The organism is Pseudovibrio sp. WM33 (genome assembly GCF_001623165.1).
In the GTDB taxonomy this organism is placed as follows: Bacteria; Pseudomonadota; Alphaproteobacteria; order Rhizobiales; family Stappiaceae; genus Pseudovibrio.
In genome coordinates, this window is record NZ_LMCK01000048.1 from 75,664 (window position 1) to 100,271 (window position 24,608).

A 24,608-nucleotide genomic window follows, 5' to 3' on the forward strand; every position below is an offset into this window, starting at 1 on the left:
ATACGCTGTAGGGTTTGATTGGCCTCAATCAAACCGAACGCACTTTAGGAGAAGAAGCGCTCAGTGATCTGCAGCATGATCTGATGACCACCCCAAACGCCAAGGATCGCTACACAACCAGACAGAACTGGTGGAGCGGGAATAGGCAGTTTGATTGCGGTGAAGATCGCTCCAATAATGAAGCCAGCAAGTGTTGACATAAGCAGTTCAGCCATGGTGTCTCCCGTTAATTCTTTCTTATTGTTCAGAAAACTCTGTTTTCTTTGAACTACAGCCCTTGCTTTTACTGCGCGCCCATACCCCTGCAGTCCCCTGAGTGTATGACCGAAAACCGTGAAGGACAGCCAGCTAAGGTCCTTGAATATTCAGGTCGCCCGACAAGGCGGACCCTACCCTGTAATTGCACTTTTAACGCAAAAAAAATCATTTGCAGAAAAAATATTCAAAATGCGATCAGTTACCGCACTGTCATTTTCATTAGTTCATTTAAATCAATATGTTGGACAGCAATCATTTATGTTAGTTCTGCGTAAAACTCCTGCATCTTCTTGCAAAACTTCTACTTATCGCCATTTTCATGAGCTCAGAATTGTGTTGTCAGCCCATCTCTCTGCCTTTACGTTAAAGTCAACATAAGCGCCTTTGCGGTCCTTTACTGGTATTCGCTCAGGCCTGCAGCTCGACGCTTTTTTGTTGCACGACCATTCTTTTGGAATGCAGTGCGAGGGGGAATAAAATGGCAGAGTATAATGTGACGGCGCTGGCTATTCCGCTGTTTCTGTTTTTTATGCTGATGGAATACGCCTACCTGCGCATGAGCGGGCGGGACCTGCACCGGTTTAGCGATAACATTGCCAGCCTTTCCATGGGCATTTGCCTGCTGGTTTCAGATGCGCTGCTAAAAACCTTTACATTCTCGGTGTTTATCTGGGCGTGGTCATCTTATCGGCTGTTTGACTTTGGCTCAACCAGTTGGGCCACATGGGTCCTGTTCTTCTTTGGTGTGGACTTCTGCTATTACTGGTTCCACCGCATTGCACACACCTACAATTTTCTTTGGGGCGCCCATGTGGGGCATCACCAAAGTGAGGAGTATAACCTGACCACGGCGCTGCGGCAGAGTGCGTTTCAGTATGCGTTCTCGTGGGTCTTCTATCTGCCTCTCGCCTTCCTCGGCTGCCCGCCGGAAGTGTTCCTTGTGCAATTTATGCTGCTGAAGGCCTATCAGTTCTGGCTGCACACCCAGGCGATTGATCGTATCCCCCTGATGGAAGGTGTGTTTTCCACGCCCTCAAGTCACCGTGTCCACCATGCCAAGAACCCAATTTACATCGACAAGAACTTCGGCGGCACGCTGGTGATTTGGGATCGGATGTTTGGCAGCTGGCAGCCGGAGGAGGCAGAGCATCCTTGCCATTATGGCACCACAACGCCGCTGAAAACGTGGAATCCGGTGAAAGCCAACTTGCAGCACTGGTCCATGCTGTTTCGCGACAGCCTTCATACGCGCAGCTGGTGGGACAAGGTCCGGCTGTGGTTCAAACCAACGGGATGGCGACCAGAAGACAGGCGGCGAAACACCAGTAAACTGCAGAAAACAGGCGTCACCAACCGCCCTAAATTTGATCCGGTGATCTCACCGCTGACCAAGCTGTATTGTGGCATTTCATTCGCGTTGCTGGTGCTGCTGGTGACCATGTTTATCTTCCTGTCCCCTCAACTGAGCGCGCGGGAGCTGGCGTTTGGTGTGGTGCTTATTCTGGCTGGTCTCGTGATGATCTCGCAGTTTCTGGAGGGCAAGTATCAACTGCGCTTTGTTGAGGTCCCACGCGTACCAGCTCTGCTCTGGTTTCTCACCGTGCTTTGGACTTTGCCGATTTCGACGCAGGTCTCGCAGCGGATGGATGTTGCAAAAGGGGTTTCGCCTGAGATTAAACTCTCTGAAGAAACAACGCTTTCTGCACTGCCGTGGCTGGAGAAGCCAGCGGTTTTGGATGGCAGCACACCTGCGGTGCAGCAGGTGACGTGGCATCCTGACGGGGAGCAAGGACAGCTGGAATATACGCTGCGCTATGAGCTTTCCTCTTTCCCGGAGCATGTTGCGAACATCATATCAGCTCGCAACGCGCTGGAAGAAAGCAGTCGGGTCTGGTTGCAGGAGCAGCTTTAGGCGGTCCTCTTATCCCCCTTGCGGGGCAGTGACATAGGGGAGGTGTCCGGATTTGATCCAGAGCTTGGCGCCCTCTTCACCTGCTGTGATGTTGAGGTCATAACCGACGGGAACGCGGAGCCATGCGTGTTTGGGAAGGTCCTCTCCGTCTTCGATGATTGAGCCTTCCAGCACGAAGATCTCTGCTCCGCCTTCGGCCTCAACCGCGTGGTTTGCACCTGCCTGCCAGTGCTCCATGCGCACGTTCTCGCGCTCATCCTGAAACAGAGGGGAGACGGCAACACCTTCGCGCGTAGCATCGTTTACGCGGCCAAGTTTGTTGGTGTCCACGCGCACATGGGTGCGGTCTGCAAGGTCGAACTGCCAGAGTTTGACGAGGATGGTACAGCCGGGTTCAGAGGCTGGTGTGTGTTTGGATTCAGGTGGGTTGCGGATGTAGGAGCCAGTTGGGAAATCCCCGTGCTCATCCTGAAATACTCCCGCCAGAACAAAGAACTCTTCCCCGCCTGTATGAACATGCTCAGAAAAATGGCTGCCGGGTGCGAAGCGGACAACGGTGGTTGCTCGTGCAACTTCATCTCCCAAACGATCAAGCGGCCTGCGCTCAACGCCTTTCATTGGGGACGCGACCCAAGGAATATCATCGCTGAACTCAACCACTCGCTTTGAAAAATCACCGTTGATCTTCACTGAAGCCTCCATCACATGATGCTCTCAAGTTAAGCACACTTGTCGCTCATTTACAGATGTTAGCGTGCTGTTAGGGATCACTTCATTGTTAAGCTGTTTGTTGCATTCCGTTCCCAGCAGTCCCTTGTTAGGCTTCCGGCGATTTTCTGATGCACTGCACTGTGCAACTACGGGACGCCTGACCATGAGCCTGCTGGCAGATTTACTTTCTACCCTTTTTGATCGTCGTTATGTTTTTATGGGCAAGCGGGATGAGCGCCCCCTTACCGAGCTTTGCAATGCCTTGATGAGCAGTCAGGGAGACGTTTCCGGAGCGGCCATTGCTCACGAGATTCTGGATGGTTATGCCACCACAGACACTGAGGGAAAGCGGGCGTTTTTTGAGCATTTGAACCGCGAAATGGACATCGATCCAGAAAAGCTGGAGAGTGTTGTTTCCAGTTATAAAACAGAGCGGACGGAAGCCAATTATCGAAAGCTTGTGGAAGCTGCAGAGCCTAAGCGGCAAGAGTTGGCACGGCGGCTCAATCAGGTTCCCGGTGCCACTCATCAGCTGGTACACATGCGCAAGGATTTGCTGGGCTTCATGAAGGAGCAGCCGAATCTGGCGCGCACCGATCTGGATTTCCAGCACCTGTTCAACTCGTGGTTCAACCGTGGTTTTCTGGTGCTGCGGCCCATCAGCTGGGACAGTCCGGCGCAGATTCTGGAAAAGATCATCGCCTATGAGGCCGTGCATGCCATTGATAGTTGGGATGATTTGCGCCGTCGTTTGCAACCGGAAGACCGGCGGTGTTTTGCCTTCTTCCATCCCTCATTGCCAGATGAGCCGCTGATCTTTGTGGAAGTGGCGCTGACCAAGGGGGTGCCCTCGTCCATTCAAGGCGTGCTTGCAGAAGAGCGGGATATTGTGCCGGTTGATGAGGTGGATACGGCAGTTTTCTATTCGATCTCCAACTGTCAGAGCGGGCTGGCCGGTGTTTCCTTTGGCAACTCGCTGATCAAGCAGGTGGTACAGGACCTTTCGCGTGAGCTCAGTCAGCTGAAGACGTTTGTGACGCTGTCCCCGCTCCCTACTTTCTGCAAGTGGGCCAAAGAGCAAGAGATTGAGCTGCCGGAGACTGATGCAGCCCTTAAAGAACTCGCTGCTTATTACCTTCTTGAAGGCAAGCGGAAGAACGATATGCCGTTTGATCCGGTAGCACGGTTCCATCTTTACAACGGCGCGCTGGTGCATGACGTGCATGTGGGGGCGGATACTTCTGAGAACGGCAAGAAGCAATCGGCGGGGGTAATGGTGAATTACCTGTATGATCTACAGAAGATCTCACAGAACCACGAAGTGTTTGCAAATAAGAAGGAAATTGTGGCGTCCAAACGGGTGCAGACGCTCGCGAAGGCTGGTGTGGTGCAGACAGCATCCCAGCCCAAGAGCGATGTTGCCTAGTCGACAATCTTTCTGAGTGCTTTGTTCAGCGGGGCAAGCCTGCGCGGCATGGGCAGGTAGACATCCTCAAACAGCTTCTTGTAGAGCTGAACCGTTTTCGGGTCCGGCTGAAACACTTCATTCTGCCGTGTCATGGCTTTCATGGCCTGCGTGAAGTCGGGATGGACTCCAGCGCCAACACTTGCAGCAATGGCAGCGCCCAGACCAGCGGTCTCAAAAGTATGCGGGCGCTCGGTGGGCAGGCCGAAGATGTCTGCGGTGATCTGCATGATGGCGTCAGACTGAGAGCCACCGCCGGAGACACGTAAGACTTTGATCTTCTCACCGCTTTTACGTTCGATCCGCTTCAATCCACGATGTAATTCCAGCGTTATGCCCTCAATGATCGCGCGGTAGATGTGGCCTCTGGTGTGCACATCCCCAAAGCCGATAATCGCGCCTTTGACTGGCGTGGAACGTCCGTTGTCACGGCCCCATTTGGGCAGTAACGTCAAGCCATGGGACCCGGGAGGCGTGCTGTTGAGCAAGTCGTCAAAGAACACTTCGACCGGACTGCCAATCTCTTTGGCTTTCTCCTGCTCCGGGTGGCCAAACTCTTCCTTGAACCAGTTGACCATCCAGTACCCCAGAATGACAGAGGTTTCTGGTGTGAACATACGCGGCATACCCCCGGCATAGGCAGGTAGAGGGCGCTCCACTTCGAAGTATTTTCTGGAATGAATGGTCGCCGTTGCCCGTGTGCCGTAGCTCAGGCAGCCGACGCTGGCATCCACTGCGCCGCAGCCGACGGCTTCACATGCCTTATCAGCAGCTGCGGAGATGACTGGTAACCCTTCTGGCAGTCCAGTGTGCTGGGCAGCTTCTTCACTCACATAGCCGATTGGATTTCCGGGCTCGATGAGTTCTGGCAGGTGGCTGCGTTTGAAGGCGAAGAGCTTCCAGAGAAAGTGGTTATCACTCGCCCATTGCTGCTTTTTGTAATCGTAGGGAATGTAGCCAACCTGTGCGCCAGTTGAATCGCGAAAAAGGTCTGTCAGCTTGAAGTTGAGGTAGCCGGAAACCTGCAGGAACTTATAGGTTTTCTTCCAAATTCCGGGCTGGTTGACTGCGATCCAGTTCACTTCACATTCGCTACGTACGCTCTTGATAGATCGGGACAAGCCTGCCACGCCAAAGATTGTTTTCCAAAGCAGTGGCAATGGTTTCTGTTGGTCTTCAATGCGCTCGTCCATCCATGTGATGGCAGGACGCAGAGGGATGCCTCTCTCATCAACTGAGATTTGCGTGCCGCGCTGTGTGGTGACACTCATGGCTTTGACGGCAGCGGGGTCAGCTCCTCTATCCCACAGTTCACGGCAGCAGCGGCCCAGCAGCTCCCACAGGATTAGCGGATCAATTTCTGACCAACCGGGATTATCACTTCGATAATCCGTGATCGGCTTTTGTACTTTGGACAGGAGTGTCCCGTCTGGAGAGAACAGCAAGGCGCGGATGCTCTGGCTGCCGCAGTCGATGGCGAGAAGCGTTTCCGTCATCCTGCGGTCACCTCATGCATCATTTCCTGCTCTTGGGATGCCTGTGTTGTTGGCAAGCTGTAGTGGTCTCGCCAAATCTTCTGATATCGCGACCACTCATCCTGCCATTTGTCCATGGACCACCCCAGTTTATCTCTCAGTTGTGTTTCCAGCTCATCAGCTAATGCGGCCCCGCCGTTCTCCAACACTAAGCCAATTCGTGTGCGGCGCAAAAGGAGATCGTCCAAATGCACGACTTCTTCATTCACGACGGCCCATTCAAGCTCTGCCCAAATGCGGTTTGTGCCACTGATGAAGGAAAGCCCCTTGGGAGACATTGCTGCGATAAGCGCTGGAAAATCAGCACCATAGTAGCCCTGTAATCGCTTGAGTTCGGCTTCTGGTAACCCGATATTGCCCTTCGTTTCAATGGGAGGTTCGAACACACACTCGCCTGCCCGCGCAATGCTCTTGCCTTTCAGATAAGTCGTACAGGTTTCCAGCACTTGCTCGGCCATCACGCGGAAGGTGGTGAGCTTTCCGCCTGTCACGGTGATGATGCCATCATCATCCCACACCACATGGTCGCGTTTGGCTTTTGACGGCTGTAATTCTTTGGGGTCTTCGCCCTCATTGCCTACGATTGGCCGGACGCCGGACCATGTTGAAATGACGTCTTTCTCAGTAAGCTTTGTGCCGGGGAAGTTGTGGTTGGCACCATCAAGCAGATACGCCACCTCCTCCGATTTGATGGCGGCTTCCTGATCCAGATCCGCAGAGTGATCCAGATCGGTCGTCCCGATTACCGTACGGCCCAACCACGGGTAGATGAAGACGCCGCGCTTGTCCTGCGGGTGCAGATAGGTCAGGCATTGATGCACTGGCATACGCCAGGACGGGACGACTATATGACTGCCACGTAAAGGGCGAATGCGTTTGGTCTGGCCCAGTTGCTCACGCAGGCCATCCGCCCAAACTCCGGTCGCGTTGACGACTGTTTTGGTTGAGATGGCAAAGACTTCGCTGGTTTCCTGATCTTGCACTTCAAGGAGTTTTGATCCTTCCCCCTCACTATGGATCATCTTCACGGCAGCATAGTTGAGCGTGGTTGCACCGCTGCGTCTGGCATCAGCAAGGACGCGCAGGACAAGGCGGCTGTCATCTGTGAGGGCATCAGTATATTGCGCTGAGCCAAGCAAACCGGTTTCATTGAGCCCCGGTAACGCAGCGATGGTCTGGTTGCGGTCCAGATATTTGTGGTCGCGTTTCCTGGCGAAGTATCCGTAGATGTTGAGGAGGACAGAGAAGGCACGGCGGGTTGGAAACTGCTTTTCACGGAACGGAAAAAGGTAGCTCATGGGCTCGATGAGACCGGGGGCTTCCTTCATCAACCTTTCACGTTCCCGTACAGATTCCCGTGCCAGCCGGAACTCGCCCTGAGATAGGTAACGTAGGCCGCCATGCACCATCTTGGAGGAGCGGCTGGACGCGCCCCATGCATAGTCCTGCTTTTCCAGCAGCAGAACATCGAGGCCAGATCGTGCTGCCATCAATGCAACACCAGCTCCGGTGATGCCACCGCCAACAACAACCATGTCCCACGGCTTGCTGCGCTCTCTTATGAGTGACAGCTTTTCGTGCCTGCTAAGTTGTCCTGTATTCGCCATTGCCCCCTCCTCTAATACTGAGATTTATGCGGGTTCTGTGTTGCCTACGGTTTCCTCGGAGATCAGAACACCGGGGTTCATGCGGTGGTCTGGATCGAAGTTGTTGCTGAGGGCTTTCAGAGCACTCATGCCCAGCACGCCTTTTTCCGCTGGCAGATACGGGGCGTGGTCACGTCCGACACCATGCTGGTGGCTGATGGTTCCGCCGTGGGCAACCACGGTTTCAGATGCGACTTTCTTGATGATTTTCCAGCGTTCCAGTGTCTCTTCATAGGTGCTGGCAACTGGGAACAGATAAGTGGTGTATGCGCTGGAGCCTTGCGGATAGACGTGAGACAGATGCGTGAAGGCGAACACGGGAATGCCTTGTTCCTTCAGTGCTTTGGTGACGCTTTGTTCGACCACGTTGATGTATGGACGCAGGGCTGACCAATCCATTGCCGTCTCAAAGGTATCGACGCCCACACCATGCTCCCACAAGGGGTGGCGCAGGTAGGGTCCTTTGAAGCGGCCTTCCTTCCATTTGTCGCCCAACATCTTGGAGAGAACGCGCTTGGCACCATGTTGCTTCAGGTAGGTATTCGCGAGTTTCAGGTTTACGGAGACTTGCTTCTTTGATCCTGTCAGCCCGAAGGTGAGCATGCATTTTTGATCTGTCAGGCCCTTGAGCTTGAAGAGCATGTTGAGCTTGGAGAGCTTCTTCTCTGGCACCGCCAGTTTCAGGCTCACATCGGTTTCTGTTGCGTTGCTCAGGCGCATCATGGAGAGCGGAACGCGGCCTTGCGTGATGGCTTGGACAGCAGCGACACCGCTTTCCCAATCCGGCATGAAGACCGTGTAGAACTGCTCCGCCTCAGCCAATGGCGTGACGCGCAGTTTTACTTCAGTCAGGATGCCAAGTGTGCCTTCTGAGCCGAGCACCATTTCCCGCAGATCAGGGCCAGCAGATGATGCGGGGAGACTTGGAATTTCCAATGTTCCCTTTGGCGTTTCCAGCGTACCACCGGCAAAGAGCTGCTCAATGCGGCCATACCGCAGAGATTGCTGGCCAGAGGAACGTGTGACGACCCAGCCACCTGCGGTGGAAAGCTCAAAGCTTTGCGGGAAGTGGCCGAGCGTGTAACCGATGGCTGCCAGTTGAGCTTCCAGATCCGGCCCGCGCACGCCAGCTCCGAAAGTCGCGATCTGACTTTCCTTATCGAAGTCCAACAGACGATTCATGCGCGTGAGTGCAATGGTGATCTGTGGTTTCCCACTGGCAGGACATGCCAGATGGCCGACAACGGACGTGCCTCCACCATACGGGACGAGGATGACATCTTGCTGCGCTGCCCAGTCCATAAGCTCACGGATTTGCTGGGAGGTTTCCGGGAAAGCGACTGCATCGGGGATGTTTTCAAACATGCCACTGCGCATTTGCAGCCAATCCGAAAAGCTCTGCCCAGATGCATGCCTTATGCGCGTTGAGGGCGTTTTATCCAGTAAGGGATGGTCTGGTGCGCGAGACGCCGGAACACGCTCAATGGCGCTTTGCAAGGTGGCGTCAGATAACGGATGTGTCTCGCCTAAAAGCTCTGCGATCAAGGCCTTAGCAAAATCGGCCAGCTCCGCCTGGTGCGTATCATCGCCCCAACCGTTCCATCTTCTCATCTTCGTCGCTCCCCCACACGTATAAACTGTGCTGCGTGACGCATGCTACACAGAGTTTACGCATAGGGAAACTATGCAAGTGGATTATTTTGAGTGATGGCTAAAATACGCCGCGTTACACGATAATCTTCTGGCTCATCTGTTTGCCGACCCCAAAAACGCGCTTATAGCGTTCAATTTCTTCTCGTGATCCCATAGCCTTATTGGGATTGTCGGAGAGCTTGACCGTTGGTTTGCCGTTTGCAGAAATGGCTTTGCAAACCAATGAGAACGGCGCCAAGGCATCATCTGGCACCAGACCGCGGAAGTCGTTGGTAAGCATGGTTCCCCAACCAAAACTACACCGGACGCGGCCATGGAACTTGCGCTGGAGGTGGGCGATCATGTCTTCGTCCAACCCATCAGAGAAGATGACGCGCTTTTGTGTTGGATCCTCTCCGCAGGCTTTCCACCATTTGATTGCTGCTTCTGCGCCTTTGACTGGGTCACCGCTGTCGATGCGGATGCCTGTCCAGGAAGACAGCCAGTTCGGAGCACGTTTCAGGAAGCCTTCGGTCCCAAACGTGTCTGGCAAGATAATGCGCAGGTTGCCGTCGTGCTCTTCCTGCCAGTCATTCAGCACCTGATACGGTGCGTCGGCCAGTTCCTCGTCACTTTCTGCCAGAGCGGAATAGACCATTGGCAGTTCGTGCGCGTTGGTGCCGATTGCTTCCACTTCGCGGCGCATTGCGATCAGGCAGTTGGATGTGCCGACAAACTTTTTGCCGAGGCCTTCCATCATGGCCTGCACGCACCAGTCCTGCCACAGATAGGAGTGGCGGCGGCGGGTGCCAAAATCTGCCAGTGACAGGTCTTCAACCTTGCGCAGGCATTCGACTTTTTCCCAGAGTTTGGTCATGGCGCGGGCATACAGGACCTGCAACTCAAACCGGCCCATGTTTTTGAGCACCGCGCGGGAGCGTAGTTCCATCAGCACGGCAAGAGCCGGAACTTCCCAGAGCATCACGGCAGGCCAGTCGCCTTCAAAGGTGAGCTCGTACTGATCGTCTTTGACTTCCAGATGATAGGGCGGCAGGCGCAGGTTTTCGAACCACTCCAGAAACTCGGCACGGAACATGGAACGCTTGCCGTAGAACATGTTGCCGCGCAGCCATGTGCTTTCCCCGCGAGACAGGGAGAGCGTGCGGATGTGGTCCAGCTGGTCCCGAAGTTCCTTTTCATCAATGAGCTTTGCCAGCGGAATGTGCTGCGCTCTGTTGATGAGGCTGAAGGTGACCTGCGTGTTCGGCTTTTTCAGAAAGACCGACTGTGCCATGAGCAGCTTGTAGAAGTCGGTGTCGATCAGGGAGCGAACAATCGGGTCGATTTTCCAATTGTGGTTATAAACGCGGGAGGCAATATCAATCATTGTGCAACCATCTCGCCAGAGAATTTGACGCCGTGGCTTTGCATCTCATTCAAAGCCTCTTTCAGGGATCCGTTCAGGTCAATCGCTCTGCAGGCATCCAGGTGTACAATCACGTTGAACCCCAGCTTTGCCGCATCCACAGCTGAGAACCGGACGCAGAAATCTGTCGCCAGACCAACCATGTGTAGCGTATCGACCCCGCGCTCACGCAGGTAAGCCGACAGGCCTGTTGGGGTAGTGTGGTCGTTCTCGAAGAACGCGGAGTAGCTGTCGATGTGCGGGCGGAAGCCTTTGCGCAGGATAAGGTCCGCGCTGTCGGTCTTCAGGTCTTTGTGAAACGCTGCGCCGTTTGTGCCCTGCACGCAATGGTTTGGCCAGAGAACCTGCGGGCCATAAGGCATATCGGTCATATCATATTGCTGCTTGGCGTCGTGATTGTCCGCAAAGGATTTATGGTGCTGCGGGTGCCAGTCTTGCGTCAACACTTTGACGGAAAACTCGTTTTGCAGCTCATTGACCAAGGGGACGATCTGCTCACCGTGCTTCACAGCCAGAGCTCCGCCCGAACAGAAATCGTTCTGAATATCAATCATAATCAGAGCTTCGTTTGCCGGTCGTGTCATGGTTGCTTCCTGTTCGCGATGAGTAGTCCTGTATGAGTTTCGCAGAGCAAAATGCGAGGACGTTTAGATACACCGAAGTGGCCAGCGCGAAATATTGCGATAATCTCCGCCAAACTCAAGCAAAATATGCGGGATTAATCCGCAACCAGAGGTAAAATCTATAATTTAGGCAATGTGTGTCTTGGGCGCCTTACTCCAAGGCCATCTTTGTGCACAAGTCACTGCGAACACAGCGTCCGGTTACTGCTTCCAGAAGGCAAACTGAAAGCCAACAACGAGCTGACGCAACCCGATTGCTGCTCCGGCGATGATAGAGAGCATGACAACAGGTGCGCTGACTGCGAGTGTTGAGAAGGCTGATATGCCCTGCCCGATGGTACAGCCCAGAGCAATCACGCCGCCAGTGCCCATCAGAAAACCACCAAGGATCTGGCGTCTGAGTTCGCGTGGGTCGTCACAGGCTTCCCATCTGAAATGGCCTTTGATGAGTGAGCCAAGGAATGCTCCGCTGAGGACCCCGAAGACTGAGCCCACGGCGAAAGACAGACCACCCCCAGATGCGGTCATGAGATACATGAGGGTATCGCCCACCGGGACTGTGAAGGAGTGACTGGCCACTGCAACTTCTTCAAAGCTTTCTTCAAAGAGATAGCTGGTTGCAACCCAGCCGAGGAGGATCGCAAGAGCAACAGTCAATGAAGCGATAATGGCCTTTGGACTTTGGCGGAACTCTTTGTTGCTGACAGCGAAAAGGCCAATTGCTCCGGCAATGACCAGGGCAATTGTCAGTTCGGAAAGCTCCAGTCGTTGGGCAAGAGCGTGCGCGATGCCTGTTGAGCTTGCATCCGAGACTTCGGTCGGGAACAAGAACACACGCAAGTAAGCTGTTGGGCCACCCACGGCCATGGCCGCTGAAATGGCGATCACCAGAGAGAGCACGAAGTACCGCATATCTCCGCCGCCCAAGCGTGCCAAAGCGCCAAAACCGCAGGAGCCAGCCATTGCCATGCCATAGCCAAACATCAGGCCACCGACGATGCAGGCGAGCGGGTTCCAGCTTTGGGTGAGATAGATGGTTTGGTCCAGCGCGATCAGGCCAAGATCCGCCAGCAGAAACGTCGATGCGATGGAGATGGCAATGGCGAAGGCCCACATGCGCATGCGCAGCCATTCTTTGCCATAAAGGGCGTCTTCAATTGCGCCAAGTGTGCAGAAGCGGCCAAGACGTGCAGCAAGGCCAAGCAAAACACCACCCGCAAGGCCTGCGAGTGCCGCCAGAATATCCTCGGACATTTGATCCCTCCCAAGACCAAAACGCCGGAGCTTAAATATTACTTATCGCTGTTTTCTTCGGTGCAGAACAACTCGAAAATCAGGTCCAAAACCCGAGCAGCGCGTTCATCCTTGAGGCTGTAATAGACTGCCTTGCCGTCCCTTCGGCAATTTACCAGACCATCCAGGCGCAAACGTGCAAGTTGCTGACTGACCGCAGACTGACGAGACGACAGAAGCTGCTCCAGCTCTGTTACAGACTTTTCGCCCGTAACGAGATGACACAGGATCATCAATCGGCCTTCGTGTGTCAATGCTTTCAGGAAATCAGTTGCATCCTTGGCATGGCCGACCATGCGCTCGATGTCTTCTTCTTTCATCCCACGTTCAATCATGGGTATAGCCATTAAACCAAATCCTGCAGACCATTTGGAACGGAGTGAGCAAGGTCAGTTAAAGTTGAATAAATTACAGCTGACCTTGCAGCACACCTTTGAAGTGGTGGCATACGCTGAATGCAATCATTTTTCAACCATTGCACCGCGAATACCTTTTAGAAGTCCAGCAAATCCGAGATTTCCTCTAGGCCACTTTGGGCACATTCCTCATCAACTTTTGGAGAGGGCGCACCGGAGACACCAATTCCACCAACAATAGCGCCTGCAGATTCGACTGGGAGGCCACCACCCAGTGCCACAGCACCCGGGATGTCACGCAGTCCTGCCGACAGATTGCCTGCCTTGATCTCCTGCTGAATTTCCAGTGTAGATCCGCGGAAACTGACAGCCGTCCATGCTTTTCCGCGGGCTGTGTCGACTGTATGAACGCCTGCATAACGATCCCGGATTGCCGCTTGTGTCTGGCCGAAGCGGTCAACGACAACAGCAGAGATCTGATAGCCGCCTTCACGGCAGGCTTCCATGGTGGCGACGGCAAGCTTCATGGCGATTTCCGGCTTCAATGACTTGAAGCTGACAAAGGCGGATTCATCTTCGGCCTGCGCAACGCTGAAGCCTGCGGACATTGCGAGCAATGCCGCCCCTGTGATGAATGATTTCATGGAGTTCTCCCAACTGAATTATGCCCCGGACTGGCCGGGAAAGATGAATTTCTTTTCAATATTGTTATGGAGCAGACTGAAGCATCTGGTTCAGGGCGGGGTAGAAGAAGTCTTCTCCCGGGTAACCTTCAATCCGCTGGACTTCGGCGCCGTCAATTAAAAGGATGAAGGTCGGTGTAAACCGCGCCTTTCCTTTCAGGGTCACGTCTTTGGGAATCGGATCATCAATATCCATCCGCATCAAAGGGGCTTTTTGCCCCTCCTCTGTTTTGCCGTAGGCGCCACCAATTTCCTCTTCCCAGCGTTCACACCAAGGACAGATTTCGTCCTCGACCATGAGCAATTTCATGGTCGAACCAGCCGCTTGAGCGCTGCTGAAAAGAAGGGCGAAAATGACAAATGAGATCCAACCAAAATTGCTCATGATATCCACGATTGACATTTTAAAATCTATGATATCTAAATATTCTAATAATAGAATGTGTTTTTAGCAAGTGCCCATATGTATCCAGATCTAACTATCATTGCGGCGGGGAGCGCGGGGTTACTCTCGTTCCTATCGCCTTGTATTTTACCAATTGTACCGTTCTACCTTTGCTACATTGCAGGTATTGGAATGAACGAGCTTTCCGGTGACGGGGTTACTCCTGCCATCCAGCGACGTGTTGTTTTTACGTCGTTTTTCTTTGCTGCTGGCATTCTCACAATCTTTGTCGGCCTTGGTGCAACGGCAACGGTCTTCGGCCAGTTGCTGCGAGACTGGTTTGATGTGCTGCGCTACATGGCTGCTGCTGTCATCTTCATTCTCGGCCTGCATTTTGTCGGCATCATCCGGCTCAACCTGCTGCTGAGAGAAGCCCGGCTCGACAGCTCTTCGGCCCCGGCTGGAATCGTTGGCGCTTACTTTGTGGGACTGGCTTTTGCCTTTGGCTGGACGCCCTGTGTTGGTCCGGTTCTGGCAACTATTTTGTTCACGGCTGGCGCCAGTGATGATGTTTCTCAAGGCATGTTGCTGCTGTTTGCGTATGGGGTTGGCATGACGTTGCCGTTCATTCTGGCAGCTGTTTTCTCAAAGCCATTCCTGAGTTTCATGGGCCGTTTTCGAAAGTACCTTGGTGCCATCGAAAAAGGCATGGGCGTTCTTTTGATTATTTTTGCGGTGTTGATTGGGACGAACACCGTTTCCTGGATTGCAGAGCAAATGATTGAGTATGCGCCAGGATTGACATCTTTAAGCTGAGGCGTTTCCGCGTCCTGAAACCATAGAGGGGTTCTTGGGAGTGGTGCGTTATGGGAGGGATCGATGCTTAAAAAATTAATGCTTGCTGCAGCGATGATTTTCGCCAGCATGACACTGAGCTTTGCTGAGGTTGGAGAGGACGGTCTCCACAAACAGCCATGGCTTCGCCTTACCTTCAAAGACCTTAGAGAGGACCTTGCCGCTGCCAATGAAGAAGGCAAACGCATGGTCATTCTCTTTGAGCAACGCGGCTGCATTTACTGTTCGCGCTTGCATAAGAATGTCTTCAGCGATCCGGAGGTTCGCAAATTCATTGAAGACAACTACTTCGTGGTTCAGATGAACCTGTTTGGCGATGAAGAGGTGACGGACTTCGACGGGGAAGTTCAAACCGAGAAGAACATCGCACGTCGCTGGGGCGTTGTGTTCACGCCCACCTTCCTGTTCCTGCCTGAAGAGGTTGGAACTGGCAAAACAGCAGGGACTGCCTCTGTGCAGACCATGCCTGGTTCATTTGGAAAATGGACCACCCTCAACATGCTCCGCTGGGTCAAACAGAAGGGCTATGAGGGCGAAGAACATTTTCAAAAATTTCATGCACGTGAATTTTTGAAACAAAAAGCAGCCTCAGAATAGCGTTTTCACTCAATTACTTAGACTAAGGTCGATATATTAACATATTCAATTATGTGAATTTTAAGTTGAGTGTTTCTACGTATCTGAGTAGCATAAAAATATTGAATCGCTGTAATTGGGAGGGAGCAATGAAGGCGATTGCCAAAACTATAGCGGCTGCAACGCTGCTAATTTCAGGAAGTGCCGTTGCCGGAGTTGTTGCTCCAGGTGACGTTCAATTTGTCGAGGCGGCTGTGCCGGTGTCTTTGACCGGTGCGGTTGGTGACCCAGCCAAAGGACGGGAATGGTTCACCAACCGGAAACTGGGAAACTGCCTTGCCTGTCACGCGAATGATGATCTTGCTGAAGAGCAGTTCCACGGAGAGATAGGTCCGTACCTTGAGGGTATCGGAGACACTTATACCGAAGCGGAATTGCGGGCGATTGTTGTGAACTCGAAGGAAGTCTTCGGGGAAGCGACCATTATGCCTGCCTTCTACAAGAGCGAAGGTTTGAACCGCGTGGCAAAGAAGTTTGCGGGAAAGACCATTCTTTCAGCAGAACAAGTTGAAGACATCGTCGCTTATCTGGCGACTTTGAAAGAATAGGCGCGTTTGCCTTGAGCGTGCTGCGTTGCTGACCGGTTACGCATCACGCTCAGAATTATTGCTTAAGCGTATTTTCCCAAAGAGTGCTCAGCGCCTGTTGGGGAGATACGCTCCAAGGAGGATTTTTAATGACTGTTACCAGACGTGAAGCGCTTGGTTTGGCAGTGGGAGGCGCAGCCGCTCTGACGACACTGCGTTTTACCGCGCCGGCGTTTGCAGCAGGCAATGCTGTTGAAGATGCAATTGTGGAGTTCACTGGCGGCGCAAAGCCGGGAAGCGGTGACATTACCATTGGTGCGCCAGAGATTGCTGAAAACGGGAACACTGTTCCGATTGAAGTATCTGCGCCGGGTGCAGCCTCCATCATGCTGCTTGCAGCAGGCAACCCGAGCCCAGGTGTTGCGACATTCCATTTCAGCGCTCTTTCCGGTGCTCAGGAAGCCAAGACCCGTATTCGCCTTGCGAAAACGCAGGACATTGTCGCCATTGCAAAGATGCCGGACGGGTCCGCCATCATGACAAAGCGTAGTGTCAAGGTCACCATCGGTGGCTGTGGCGGTTAATCAGAAAAGGCATTGAGAAACACATGGCAAAGGTAAAACCACGCGTCAAAGTGCCTAAGAAGGCAAGCGTAAACGAGGTCGTGACCATCAAGACACTGATCTCGCATCCGATGGAATCTGGTCAGCGCAAGGATAAGAAAACCGGCGAGACCATTCCACGCAAGATCATCAATAAGTTTGCTGCCAGCTTCAATGGCGAGCCCGTGTTCATGGCAGATATTGAACCTTCTGTTTCTGCGAACCCTTACATCGAGTTTCAGATGCGGATTCCAGAGTCTGGAGCGGTTCGGTTTGAATGGACCGATGATGACGGCTCGGTCTACGACATGGAAAAGAAAATCACGGTCGCCTAGGCAGCCATTCTTTGGGAGGAGAAGGGTATGAAAAGGACGGTTTCAATACTCGCTGGGGGGCTTCTTTTCGGCACACTTAGCACTGCTACGCTTGCTGATGACGGACGCGAACTTGTCATCGACGGCGAAACAATTGCAACCACTGCTGTTCCGGCGGATGACCATCCACTGGACGAGCTGATTTCAGGTTGGCGTTTTCGCTCTGCTGAAACTCAGGCACTGCAAATGGATGATTTCGAGAATCCAGCGTTTGTGGCCATTGAGTATGCTGAGGAACTTTGGGAAACGCCTGCCGGAAAATCCAATCAGTCCTGTGCGGATTGTCATGGAGATGCGGATAACTTTACCGGTTTGCGGACCAAGTTGCCGCGTTGGAATGACGAGATGGGCAAGCCTGCCACCATGGAAATGCTGATCAATGCGTCCATCGAAACACATCAGGGAGCAGAGCCGTGGAAATGGGAGAGCGCCGAGATGCTGGCCATGACGGCTCTGATCGGTTTGCAATCTCGTGGCATGCCGGTTGCCATGAAGACTGACGGGCCGATTGCGGACTGGGTCAAGAAGGGGGAAGAGCTTTACTACACCCGTGTTGGCCTGCTGAATATGGCCTGTGCCAACTGCCATGAAGACAATTACGGCAACATGATCCGTGCTGACCACTTGAGTCAGGGTCAGATCAACGGGTTCCCGGTGTATCGTCTGAAATGGGGTGGGCTTGGGTCCATTCACCGCCGGTTTAAAGGCTGCATGGATCAGGTGCGAGCTGAGCCTTACAAGCGCGGGAGTGATGAGTTCATTGCTCTGGAAGCTTATGTAACATCTCGCGGGATGGGACTTTCAGTCGAGACCCCATCTGTTCGTAACTAGGCGCATTCCACTTGATTGAGAAATCAAGTGATAAGAATTCGCTCATGCTAAATAGTGGTTTTGGAGGTTGCTCTTATGCAGCAACCTCCTGATCTAAAACAATTTTCGAAATTCTAATAACCTACGGAGGGTGCGGAGATGATCTCGCGCCGTGATTTCTTGCAGGCTGGTGTCGCTGCAGCCGCTATTTTTGGGGCTGGGAATTTTCCAGTGCTGGCCGCACGCCAGTCCCTGACACAGAACCAACTTCTAGACTTCAAAACCACCGGCAACGTGACCATCATCCACTTTACGGATTGTCATGCTCAGGTGAAGCCTGTCTGGTTCCGTGAGCCCTCCGTGAATATTGGTGTGGGTGCCCAAAAGGGATTGCTGCCGCACATCACCGGTCAGGATTTGCTGAGCGCGTTCAACTACCAGACTGGTACGCCGGAAGCCTATGCCCTCACCTCTGAGGACTTTGTCTCACTGGCCCGCAGTTACGGCAAGATGGGCGGGCTGGACCGGGTGTCGACCATCGTGAAGTCGATCCGGACAGAACGTCCAGATGCGCTGTTCCTTGATGGTGGTGATACATGGCATGGGTCCATGACGGCCACGAAGACCCAAGGTCAGGACATGGTCAACCTAATGAATGCCTTGAGCCCCGATGCGATGACCTCGCACTGGGAATTCACATACGGCGTTGACCGGGTGAACGAGATTGTTGAGGAACTACCCTTCCCGTTTTTGGGTGCCAACATCTTTGACAATGAATGGGACGAACCAGCCTTTGAGCCCTACAAGATTTTCGAGCGTGGCGGGGCCAAGATTGCTGTAATCGGTCAGGCCTTCCCGTATATGCCAATCGCCAATCCGGGCTGGATGTTCCCGAACCTTTCCTTCGGCATTCGTGAAGCACGGATTCAGGAGATGGTTGCGGAAGTGAAGCAGGAAGGCGCTGATGTTGTCGTTCTGCTCAGCCACAATGGCTTTGACGTAGACCGCAAGGTGGCGCAGCAGGTTTCCGGCATTGACGTGATCCTGAGCGGCCATACACATGATGCGGTGCCGGAGCCAGTGAAGGTTGGTGAGACCATGATCATCGCATCTGGCTCCAACGGTAAGTTTGTGTCTCGTCTGGATCTTGACGTCGACAAGAACGGCATCAAAGACTTCACTTACAAGCTGATCCCGGTGTTTGCCGATGTGATTGCTCCCGACCCTGAGATGGCAGCTCTGATAGAGAAAGAGCGCGCGCCGTTCAAGGAGGAGCTGGAAGAAGTCATCGGCACAACCGACAGCCTGCTTTACCGCCGTGGCAACTTCAACGGTACGTGGGATGACCTGATCTGTCAGGCGCTGATTGAGGAGCGGGAAGCAGACATTGCGCTGTCTCCGGGCTTCCGCTGGGGACCATCCCTGCTGCCGGGTGACAACATCACCCGCGAAGACATCCACAATGCCACCAGCATGACCTACCCAAATGCCTACCGCTCTGAGATGACCGGGCAATACCTGCATGAAATTCTGGAGGATGTGGCCGACAACCTGTTCAACCCGGACCCTTACTACCAGCAGGGTGGTGACATGGTTCGCGTGGGCGGCATGGGTTACTCCATCGACGTTTCCAAGCCGGTGGGTGAGCGCGTGACCAACATGACGCTGCTGAAAAACGGCGAGACCATTGATCCAGCCAAGACCTACGTGGTTTCGGGCTGGGCCTCTGTTGGAGAGGACACCGAGGGGCCTGAGATCTGGCAAGTGGTTGAAGATTACATCAGCCGTAAAGGCACCATCACAATGGACCCCAATTCTACCGTTCGCGTTACAGGCGTGTGAGGCGAACCCTGACAGATTTTGAGATGACGAGTAATTGACATGAGTGAAAGACTAAAGTCACCTACCCGCCGAAACCTCCTGAAAGGCGGGGCCTTACTGAGTGGAGCTGCCTTGACTGGCGCTGCACTTCCAGCACGGGCGAATGACCCTGCCATCACCAATCTGCAGCCGTGGATGCAGGAGCTGGGAGACGGTGTTGATGCCATGCCTTATGGCGTGCCCTCGCAATATGAAGCGCATGTGAAACGGCGCACTGTGGAATGGCTGACGGCTGACCGCGTGAGTTCGATCAACTTTACCCCGCTGCATGAACTGGACGGCATCATCACGCCGAACGGCCTGTGCTTTGAGCGGCACCATGGCGGGGCTGCTCATATTGATCCCGCCCAGCATCGTTTGATGATCAACGGTCTGGTGGACAAAGAGCTTGTGTTCACCATGGAAGACATTCTGCGCTTCCCACGGGAGAACCGGATCTACTTTCTGGAATGTGCGGCCAACTCCGGCATGGAGTGGCGCGGGGCGCAGCTCAACGGATGCCAGTTCACCCATGGCATGATCCATAACGTGATGTACACCGGAGTGCCTCTGCGGTTGCTGCTGGAAGAAGCTGGCCTGAAGACCAACGCCAAGTGGTTGATGCCGGAAGGCGCTGATGCCTCTGCCATGACCCGCTCCATTCCTTTGCAAAAGGCTCTGGATGACTGCCTTGTCGCCTTTAAGATGAACGGTGAAGCGCTGCGTCCTGAGCAAGGTTACCCGCTGCGACTGGTGGTTCCGGGTTGGGAAGGCAATATGTGGATCAAGTGGTTGCGCCGCATCGAGGTGGGCGATGAGCCGTGGCACCACAGGGAAGAGACCTCCAAATACACTGACCTGATGGAAAACGGGAAGGCGCGTCGCTTTACCTGGGAAATGGACTGTAAGTCCATCATCACCAATCCAAGCCCTCAGGCCCCTATTTTGCACAAGAGCGGTCATACGGTTCTGACTGGTCTGGCATGGTCTGGTCGCGGCACTATCCCGCGCGTGGACATCACGTTGGACGGCGGCAAGAACTGGCATGCTGCCCAAATGGATGGCCTGAGCTTCGACAAGTCCATGCATCGCTTCTATTTCGAGTTTGACTGGGATGGAAAGCCGCTGCTGCTGCAATCGCGTGCGCATGATTCCACGGGCTATATCCAGCCAACGAAAAACGAGCTTCGCGCTGTTCGCGGCGAAAACTCCATCTACCACAACAACGGAATCCACACCTGGTACGTTGGCGAAAATGGTGAGGCGGAAAATGTTGAAATTTCTTAGTGTTCTTGCGACTGGAACGCTGCTGCTCACCAGCGCGGCGACAGCCGGTTCTTTCAATATTGGCCGTGCAGCCACCCCTGCTGAAGTGGCCGCATGGAATATTGATGTACGCCCTGATGGACAGGGATTGCCTTCCGGGCGCGGAAACGTGGAGCAAGGCGAAGAGATTTTTGCCGAGCGTTGCGCCGTGTGCCACGGTGACTTCGCAGAGGGTGTTGATCGCTGGCCGGTTCTTTCCGGCGGAGACGGCACGCTGACATCCGATCGCCCGGTTAAGACCATCGGCTCTTACTGGCCGTATCTCTCAACCGTGTTTGACTATGTGAACCGCGCCATGCCGTTTGGCGAGGCGCAGTCTTTGAAGCCAGATGAAGTCTACGCCATCACGGCCTTCCTGCTTTACGCCAACGATCTTGTTGAGGATGACTTTGAGCTGAGCCAGGAGAACTTCACCTCCGTTCGCCTGCCAAATGAAGACGGCTTTTACATGGATGATCGCGAAGAGTCGCCGGTCTTCAAGAAACGCGATGTCTGCATGAAAGACTGCAAAGCGGAAGTCAAGATCACCGCACGGGCTCAGGTTCTGGATGTGACACCGGAAGAGACGAAAGCAGCTGAGGAAGCAGCAGCTGCGACTGAAGCCCCAAAGGCTGAAGACGTTGCTTCTGCAGAACCAGCACCAGTTGCAGAGCCTGCTCCGGAGCCCGTTGCTCTTGATGATGCACTCATCAAGAAGGGTGCTAAGGTCTTCAAAAAATGTAAGGCCTGCCATCAGGTTGGAGAGAAAGCCAAGAACAAGGTTGGCCCGATCCTGAACGATATCATCGGTCAGCAGGCCGCTGTGGTTGCCGGCTTTAAATACTCCAAGGCCCTGAAAAAGCTCAATGGCGACGGCCTTGTCTGGTCTGACGAAAATCTGGATGTTTTCCTGACCAAACCGAAAAAGTTTGTGAAGGGCACCAAAATGACATTCGCTGGTTTGAAGAAGGAAAAAGACCGCATTGCTCTTATCGAATTCCTGAAGAGCCACTCCCAATGAGAGCGTTGATACCTGCCCTCGCCCTCACACTTGGCTTTCTGTCAGGGGCAACTTCGGTTGCCTCTGCTCAGGATATTGCGCGCGGCGAACGCCTGTTTAATGCTTGTTTGCGATGCCACGATGTTGGCAAGGATGCCAAGAACCGCATTGGCCCTCACCTGAATGGTGTGTTTGACCGGAAGGCTGCAACCATTGAAGGCGCGACATATTCAAAGGCCATGAAGCGTGCTGGCGCTGATGGCCTGCGTTGGACAATCGACACGCTGAACATCTACATTCAAAACCCTAAGAACCTCGTCTCCGGTACACGCATGAACTACCGGGGAATGAGAAAGGAAAAAGATCGCTCTGATCTGCTCGCTTATCTACGCCAGTTTTCCGTGAGCCCTGCCAACATTCCAGAGGCTTCTGCCAGCCTTTTGCAGCAGGATGCTCCAAGTCTTCACGAAGAAACTTATCTGGACGGAGATGCTGAATATGGCGAATATCTATCAGGTGAATGTACCAGTTGCCATCAATCCAGCGGAGCGGACAAAGGGATCCCTTCCATCACGGGATGGTCGCAACCAGACTTTGTGATTGCGCTGCGGGCCTACAAAAAGGGGCATAGGCCTCATCCCGTCATGCAGATGATCGCCAAACGGCTCTCGGAGGAGGAGATTGCTGCGCTGGCGGCTTATTTTAAAGAATTGCATTAGAGCGGGACCTTTTTGACTGGCTTTGCTCAAATAATTGTTTTCACGCGTATTCCTATCAAAACCGGAGATACTTCCGGGCATACGCTTTAGGGGAGGAATTGACATATGAGACTGAACCGACGTCGTTTTTTAGGGACTGCAGCTGCAAGCGCGGCGCTCTTGTCCTCTCCTATCGCCCTTGGGCAAAAGCGGCCCCGTGTGGTCATCATTGGCGGCGGTGCTGGCGGGGCAACTGCTGCCCGCTACATTGCCAAGGATTCCGATGGTGCGATTGAGGTGATCCTCATTGAACCTTCCCGCACTTACTACACCTGCTTCTTCTCCAATCTGGCCATTGGCGGTTTCCAGCCTATGTCCAAGCTGGCACACTCCTACGGCACGTTGGCCAGCGAGTATGGCGTAACCGTCGTGCATGACTGGGCCTCTGCCGTGGACCGCGAGAAAAAGGTGGTTCGGCTCGCCGGCGGCGATGCCATCTCCTATGATCGCCTTGTCCTGTCTCCGGGTATCGACTTTGTAAAAGGGGCGATTGAAGGCTGGGATGTGACTGCCCAGACCAAGATGCCTCACGCCTATAAAGCTGGCACACAGACCCAGCTGCTGAAGGCACAGGTTGAGGCTATGCCAGAAGGTGGCACCTTTGCCATGGTCGCTCCGCCCAACCCGTACCGCTGTCCTCCCGGCCCCTATGAGCGCGTCTCCATGGTTGCTCATGTGCTGAAGCAGCGGAATCCGACTGCCAAGATCCTCATTCTTGATCCAAAGGAGAAGTTCTCCAAGCAAGGTCTGTTCATGGAAGGCTGGGAGAACCATTATGCAGGCATGGTGGACTGGCTGACCGACGAGTTTACCGGAGGTGTTCAGCGTGTTGACCCGAACACCATGGAAATTGTGTTGGAAGACGAGACCATCAAAGCGGATGTTTGCAACGTGATCCCGGCGATGCAGGCTGGTAGCATCGCACATCAGGCAGGCCTGACCAACGAGGCGGGTTGGTGCCCGATCGTTCCGGCAACACTGCAAAGCCAGATGGATGAAAACATTCATGTGCTTGGTGATGCGACCCAGAACGGCGACATGCCAAAGTCCGGCTATTCTGCCAACAGCCAGGCCAAAGCTGCCGCTATGGCGATCCATCACGCCCTCACCGGCTCCCGCGCGTTCAAACCACGGTTCTCCAACACCTGCTGGTCGCTGATCTCACCAGACAACGGCGTGAAGGTTGGCGCAAGCTATGTGGCCACGGATGAGAAGATCGCCAAAGTGGATGGCTTCATCTCCCAAAACAACGAGGACGACGCCCTGCGTAAGCAAACCTACGAGGAAAGCCTCGGCTGGTACGCTGGCATGACTGCGGACATGTTTGGGTAAGGAACTGGGTTGCGGAGCGCTCAGCGGGTTTGAGGTGATGCTGAGAGGACTGCTGAGCGTCTTGTTGGTGGTGGCCGAACTGGGCTGAAGTGAATTGAACACCTGCTTATGTGTGGGACGCTTGATCTGGCTGGTTTCTCAGAGCTGCGCGCACGTGACCGACGGTTTGTGAGAGCTGAAGATTCACGGAGCGGCATGGCTCTCTTGCTGGGTGTGCAAGGATAGCCACAGCAGTTGTCTCGGACACGTATCAGGAAGGTGCCATGCTATCGCTGTACATGTGAGGAGCTCACAAGCTGGCAGGGTAGAGTTGCAGCGTTGTTAGATGACTGCACTTGGCACTCAATGAGCTCAAATCACTTATCCCCAGCGTGCATTACCGAGCATTTCATCGACCTCATCTGAGATAGGAGGATAGATTAATTCTATCCCCTTTTCGTGGCCTCAGTGCAGAGCCTATGCTTGCTGGAGTTATCCTACAGAACGTGGTCTATCGTTGACGTGTTGCCGAAGTTACTTTCGCGAGCTGTATAGACATAGCAGCGCATTCCCAACGCTAATAACGCAAACGAACGCACGATTGCTGTCAGTGCTGGATGTATTTTCCCCATTTGTGCTGCTTGA

24 protein-coding genes are annotated in these 24,608 nt (G+C 53.8%); 13 read left to right on the top strand and 11 right to left on the bottom strand.

Translation table 11 applies throughout. The annotated features are described in order from the left end of the window. Positions 1–44 precede the first annotated feature (44 nt). Complete coding sequence (locus PsWM33_RS09415) at positions 45–215, bottom strand: XapX domain-containing protein (RefSeq protein ID WP_057463812.1); 171 nt, start codon at positions 213–215, stop codon at positions 45–47. A 521-nt stretch (positions 216–736) separates the two neighbouring features. On the opposite strand from PsWM33_RS09415, the gene PsWM33_RS09420 reads away from it, so the two are divergent. Continuing rightward, on the top strand, positions 737–2,170 hold the full coding sequence (locus PsWM33_RS09420) for a sterol desaturase family protein (RefSeq protein WP_063300044.1): 1,434 nt from the start codon (positions 737–739) through the stop codon (positions 2,168–2,170). Positions 2,171–2,179: 9 nt separating this feature from the next. Here the strand turns inward: PsWM33_RS09420 and PsWM33_RS09425 are convergent, their stop codons facing one another. Further along, on the bottom strand, positions 2,180–2,860 hold the full coding sequence (locus tag PsWM33_RS09425) for a cupin domain-containing protein (RefSeq protein WP_063300061.1): 681 nt from the start codon (positions 2,858–2,860) through the stop codon (positions 2,180–2,182). 184 nt (positions 2,861–3,044) lie between these two features. Here PsWM33_RS09425 and PsWM33_RS09430 point away from each other — a divergent pair, with 184 nt between their 5' ends. Beyond that, on the top strand, positions 3,045–4,307 hold the full coding sequence (locus PsWM33_RS09430) for a malonyl-CoA decarboxylase (RefSeq protein ID WP_063300045.1): 1,263 nt from the start codon (positions 3,045–3,047) through the stop codon (positions 4,305–4,307). Here PsWM33_RS09430 and PsWM33_RS09435 read toward each other — a convergent pair. The 9 genes from PsWM33_RS09435 to PsWM33_RS09475 all read right to left on the bottom strand — a co-directional run bounded on the left by PsWM33_RS09435 (position 4,304) and on the right by PsWM33_RS09475 (position 13,943). Then, the gene (locus tag PsWM33_RS09435; protein ID WP_063300046.1) at positions 4,304–5,842 is read right to left on the bottom strand and encodes an FGGY-family carbohydrate kinase; all 1,539 of its coding nucleotides are present in this window, start codon (positions 5,840–5,842) and stop codon (positions 4,304–4,306) included. The two genes, PsWM33_RS09430 and PsWM33_RS09435, sit on opposite strands and share 4 nt — an antisense overlap. Beyond that, positions 5,839–7,488 carry a glycerol-3-phosphate dehydrogenase/oxidase gene (locus tag PsWM33_RS09440; protein WP_063300047.1) on the bottom strand — a complete coding sequence of 550 codons (1,650 nt, stop codon included), beginning with the start codon at positions 7,486–7,488 and terminating at the stop codon, positions 5,839–5,841. Before PsWM33_RS09440 ends, PsWM33_RS09435 begins: the two co-directional genes overlap by 4 nt. A gap of 24 nt (positions 7,489–7,512) precedes the next feature. After that, on the bottom strand, positions 7,513–9,138 hold the full coding sequence (locus PsWM33_RS09445) for an FAD-binding oxidoreductase (RefSeq protein ID WP_063300048.1): 1,626 nt from the start codon (positions 9,136–9,138) through the stop codon (positions 7,513–7,515). Between the two features lie 115 nt (positions 9,139–9,253). Next, positions 9,254–10,546, bottom strand: a complete 1,293-nt coding sequence (pncB, locus tag PsWM33_RS09450) for a nicotinate phosphoribosyltransferase (RefSeq protein WP_063287079.1) — start codon at positions 10,544–10,546, stop codon at positions 9,254–9,256. Next, a complete protein-coding gene (gene pncA, locus PsWM33_RS09455) occupies positions 10,543–11,169 on the bottom strand; it encodes a bifunctional nicotinamidase/pyrazinamidase (protein ID WP_063300049.1) in 627 nt (208 codons plus the stop codon). The genes pncB and pncA overlap by 4 nt, the downstream gene beginning before the upstream one ends. A 240-nt stretch (positions 11,170–11,409) precedes the next feature. Next, the gene (locus tag PsWM33_RS09460; protein ID WP_063300050.1) at positions 11,410–12,462 is read right to left on the bottom strand and encodes a YeeE/YedE family protein; all 1,053 of its coding nucleotides are present in this window, start codon (positions 12,460–12,462) and stop codon (positions 11,410–11,412) included. Positions 12,463–12,500: 38 nt separating this feature from the next. Further along, positions 12,501–12,848 carry an ArsR/SmtB family transcription factor gene (locus PsWM33_RS09465; RefSeq protein ID WP_063287076.1) on the bottom strand — a complete coding sequence of 116 codons (348 nt, stop codon included), beginning with the start codon at positions 12,846–12,848 and terminating at the stop codon, positions 12,501–12,503. 146 nt (positions 12,849–12,994) lie between these two features. After that, entirely contained in the window at positions 12,995–13,501 is a 507-nt protein-coding gene (locus tag PsWM33_RS09470; protein ID WP_063287075.1) for a GlcG/HbpS family heme-binding protein, read from the bottom strand. Between the two features lie 64 nt (positions 13,502–13,565). Continuing rightward, positions 13,566–13,943 carry a thioredoxin family protein gene (locus tag PsWM33_RS09475; protein ID WP_244276678.1) on the bottom strand — a complete coding sequence of 126 codons (378 nt, stop codon included), beginning with the start codon at positions 13,941–13,943 and terminating at the stop codon, positions 13,566–13,568. A gap of 60 nt (positions 13,944–14,003) precedes the next feature. On the opposite strand from PsWM33_RS09475, the gene PsWM33_RS09480 reads away from it, so the two are divergent. The 11 genes from PsWM33_RS09480 to PsWM33_RS09530 all read left to right on the top strand — a co-directional run bounded on the left by PsWM33_RS09480 (position 14,004) and on the right by PsWM33_RS09530 (position 23,984). Next, positions 14,004–14,741, top strand: a complete 738-nt coding sequence (locus tag PsWM33_RS09480) for a cytochrome c biogenesis CcdA family protein (RefSeq protein WP_057463821.1) — start codon at positions 14,004–14,006, stop codon at positions 14,739–14,741. Positions 14,742–14,804: 63 nt separating this feature from the next. Beyond that, positions 14,805–15,377 carry a SoxW family protein gene (locus tag PsWM33_RS09485; RefSeq protein ID WP_063287073.1) on the top strand — a complete coding sequence of 191 codons (573 nt, stop codon included), beginning with the start codon at positions 14,805–14,807 and terminating at the stop codon, positions 15,375–15,377. Positions 15,378–15,505: 128 nt separating this feature from the next. After that, the gene (gene soxX / locus PsWM33_RS09490) at positions 15,506–15,964 is read left to right on the top strand and encodes a sulfur oxidation c-type cytochrome SoxX (RefSeq protein WP_063300051.1); all 459 of its coding nucleotides are present in this window, start codon (positions 15,506–15,508) and stop codon (positions 15,962–15,964) included. Between the two features lie 128 nt (positions 15,965–16,092). Further along, positions 16,093–16,527, top strand: coding sequence for a thiosulfate oxidation carrier protein SoxY (gene soxY, locus PsWM33_RS09495; RefSeq protein ID WP_063287072.1), 435 nt, complete (start codon positions 16,093–16,095; stop codon positions 16,525–16,527). 23 nt (positions 16,528–16,550) lie between these two features. Beyond that, positions 16,551–16,880, top strand: coding sequence for a thiosulfate oxidation carrier complex protein SoxZ (gene soxZ / locus PsWM33_RS09500; protein WP_057463825.1), 330 nt, complete (start codon positions 16,551–16,553; stop codon positions 16,878–16,880). Between the two features lie 27 nt (positions 16,881–16,907). Next, the gene (gene soxA, locus PsWM33_RS09505; RefSeq protein ID WP_063300052.1) at positions 16,908–17,750 is read left to right on the top strand and encodes a sulfur oxidation c-type cytochrome SoxA; all 843 of its coding nucleotides are present in this window, start codon (positions 16,908–16,910) and stop codon (positions 17,748–17,750) included. 138 nt (positions 17,751–17,888) lie between these two features. Beyond that, a complete protein-coding gene (gene soxB, locus PsWM33_RS09510) occupies positions 17,889–19,571 on the top strand; it encodes a thiosulfohydrolase SoxB (protein ID WP_063300053.1) in 1,683 nt (560 codons plus the stop codon). A gap of 39 nt (positions 19,572–19,610) precedes the next feature. Then, positions 19,611–20,876, top strand: a complete 1,266-nt coding sequence (gene soxC / locus PsWM33_RS09515) for a sulfite dehydrogenase (protein ID WP_063300054.1) — start codon at positions 19,611–19,613, stop codon at positions 20,874–20,876. Beyond that, positions 20,860–21,915 carry a c-type cytochrome gene (locus tag PsWM33_RS09520; protein WP_063300055.1) on the top strand — a complete coding sequence of 352 codons (1,056 nt, stop codon included), beginning with the start codon at positions 20,860–20,862 and terminating at the stop codon, positions 21,913–21,915. The genes soxC and PsWM33_RS09520 overlap by 17 nt, the downstream gene beginning before the upstream one ends. After that, on the top strand, positions 21,912–22,613 hold the full coding sequence (locus tag PsWM33_RS09525; RefSeq protein ID WP_063300056.1) for a c-type cytochrome: 702 nt from the start codon (positions 21,912–21,914) through the stop codon (positions 22,611–22,613). The genes PsWM33_RS09520 and PsWM33_RS09525 overlap by 4 nt, the downstream gene beginning before the upstream one ends. A 105-nt stretch (positions 22,614–22,718) precedes the next feature. Then, positions 22,719–23,984: an NAD(P)/FAD-dependent oxidoreductase gene (locus PsWM33_RS09530; RefSeq protein WP_063300057.1), complete on the top strand. Its 1,266-nt coding sequence runs from the start codon at positions 22,719–22,721 to the stop codon at positions 23,982–23,984. Positions 23,985–24,608: the final 624 nt, after the last annotated feature.

Excerpts from the sequence above, each read along its gene's own strand:
- pncA (WP_063300049.1), bottom strand. The coding sequence starts at position 11,169 with ATGACACGACCGGCAAACGAAGCTCTGATTATGATTGATATTCAGAAC.
- PsWM33_RS09530 (WP_063300057.1), top strand. The coding sequence starts at position 22,719 with ATGAGACTGAACCGACGTCGTTTTTTAGGGACTGCAGCTGCAAGCGCG.
- PsWM33_RS09460 (WP_063300050.1), bottom strand. The coding sequence starts at position 12,462 with ATGTCCGAGGATATTCTGGCGGCACTCGCAGGCCTTGCGGGTGGTGTT.
- PsWM33_RS09445 (WP_063300048.1), bottom strand. The coding sequence starts at position 9,138 with ATGAGAAGATGGAACGGTTGGGGCGATGATACGCACCAGGCGGAGCTG.
- PsWM33_RS09440 (WP_063300047.1), bottom strand. The coding sequence starts at position 7,488 with ATGGCGAATACAGGACAACTTAGCAGGCACGAAAAGCTGTCACTCATA.
- PsWM33_RS09525 (WP_063300056.1), top strand. The coding sequence starts at position 21,912 with ATGAGAGCGTTGATACCTGCCCTCGCCCTCACACTTGGCTTTCTGTCA.
- soxY (WP_063287072.1), top strand. The coding sequence starts at position 16,093 with ATGACTGTTACCAGACGTGAAGCGCTTGGTTTGGCAGTGGGAGGCGCA.
- soxX (WP_063300051.1), top strand. The coding sequence starts at position 15,506 with ATGAAGGCGATTGCCAAAACTATAGCGGCTGCAACGCTGCTAATTTCA.
- soxC (WP_063300054.1), top strand. The coding sequence starts at position 19,611 with ATGAGTGAAAGACTAAAGTCACCTACCCGCCGAAACCTCCTGAAAGGC.
- PsWM33_RS09470 (WP_063287075.1), bottom strand. The coding sequence starts at position 13,501 with ATGAAATCATTCATCACAGGGGCGGCATTGCTCGCAATGTCCGCAGGC.
- PsWM33_RS09435 (WP_063300046.1), bottom strand. The coding sequence starts at position 5,842 with ATGACGGAAACGCTTCTCGCCATCGACTGCGGCAGCCAGAGCATCCGC.
- PsWM33_RS09485 (WP_063287073.1), top strand. The coding sequence starts at position 14,805 with ATGCTTAAAAAATTAATGCTTGCTGCAGCGATGATTTTCGCCAGCATG.
- soxZ (WP_057463825.1), top strand. The coding sequence starts at position 16,551 with ATGGCAAAGGTAAAACCACGCGTCAAAGTGCCTAAGAAGGCAAGCGTA.
- pncB (WP_063287079.1), bottom strand. The coding sequence starts at position 10,546 with ATGATTGATATTGCCTCCCGCGTTTATAACCACAATTGGAAAATCGAC.
- soxB (WP_063300053.1), top strand. The coding sequence starts at position 17,889 with ATGATCTCGCGCCGTGATTTCTTGCAGGCTGGTGTCGCTGCAGCCGCT.
- soxA (WP_063300052.1), top strand. The coding sequence starts at position 16,908 with ATGAAAAGGACGGTTTCAATACTCGCTGGGGGGCTTCTTTTCGGCACA.
- PsWM33_RS09475 (WP_244276678.1), bottom strand. The coding sequence starts at position 13,943 with ATGTCAATCGTGGATATCATGAGCAATTTTGGTTGGATCTCATTTGTC.
- PsWM33_RS09430 (WP_063300045.1), top strand. The coding sequence starts at position 3,045 with ATGAGCCTGCTGGCAGATTTACTTTCTACCCTTTTTGATCGTCGTTAT.
- PsWM33_RS09420 (WP_063300044.1), top strand. The coding sequence starts at position 737 with ATGGCAGAGTATAATGTGACGGCGCTGGCTATTCCGCTGTTTCTGTTT.
- PsWM33_RS09465 (WP_063287076.1), bottom strand. The coding sequence starts at position 12,848 with ATGGCTATACCCATGATTGAACGTGGGATGAAAGAAGAAGACATCGAG.
- PsWM33_RS09520 (WP_063300055.1), top strand. The coding sequence starts at position 20,860 with ATGTTGAAATTTCTTAGTGTTCTTGCGACTGGAACGCTGCTGCTCACC.
- PsWM33_RS09480 (WP_057463821.1), top strand. The coding sequence starts at position 14,004 with ATGTATCCAGATCTAACTATCATTGCGGCGGGGAGCGCGGGGTTACTC.
- PsWM33_RS09415 (WP_057463812.1), bottom strand. The coding sequence starts at position 215 with ATGGCTGAACTGCTTATGTCAACACTTGCTGGCTTCATTATTGGAGCG.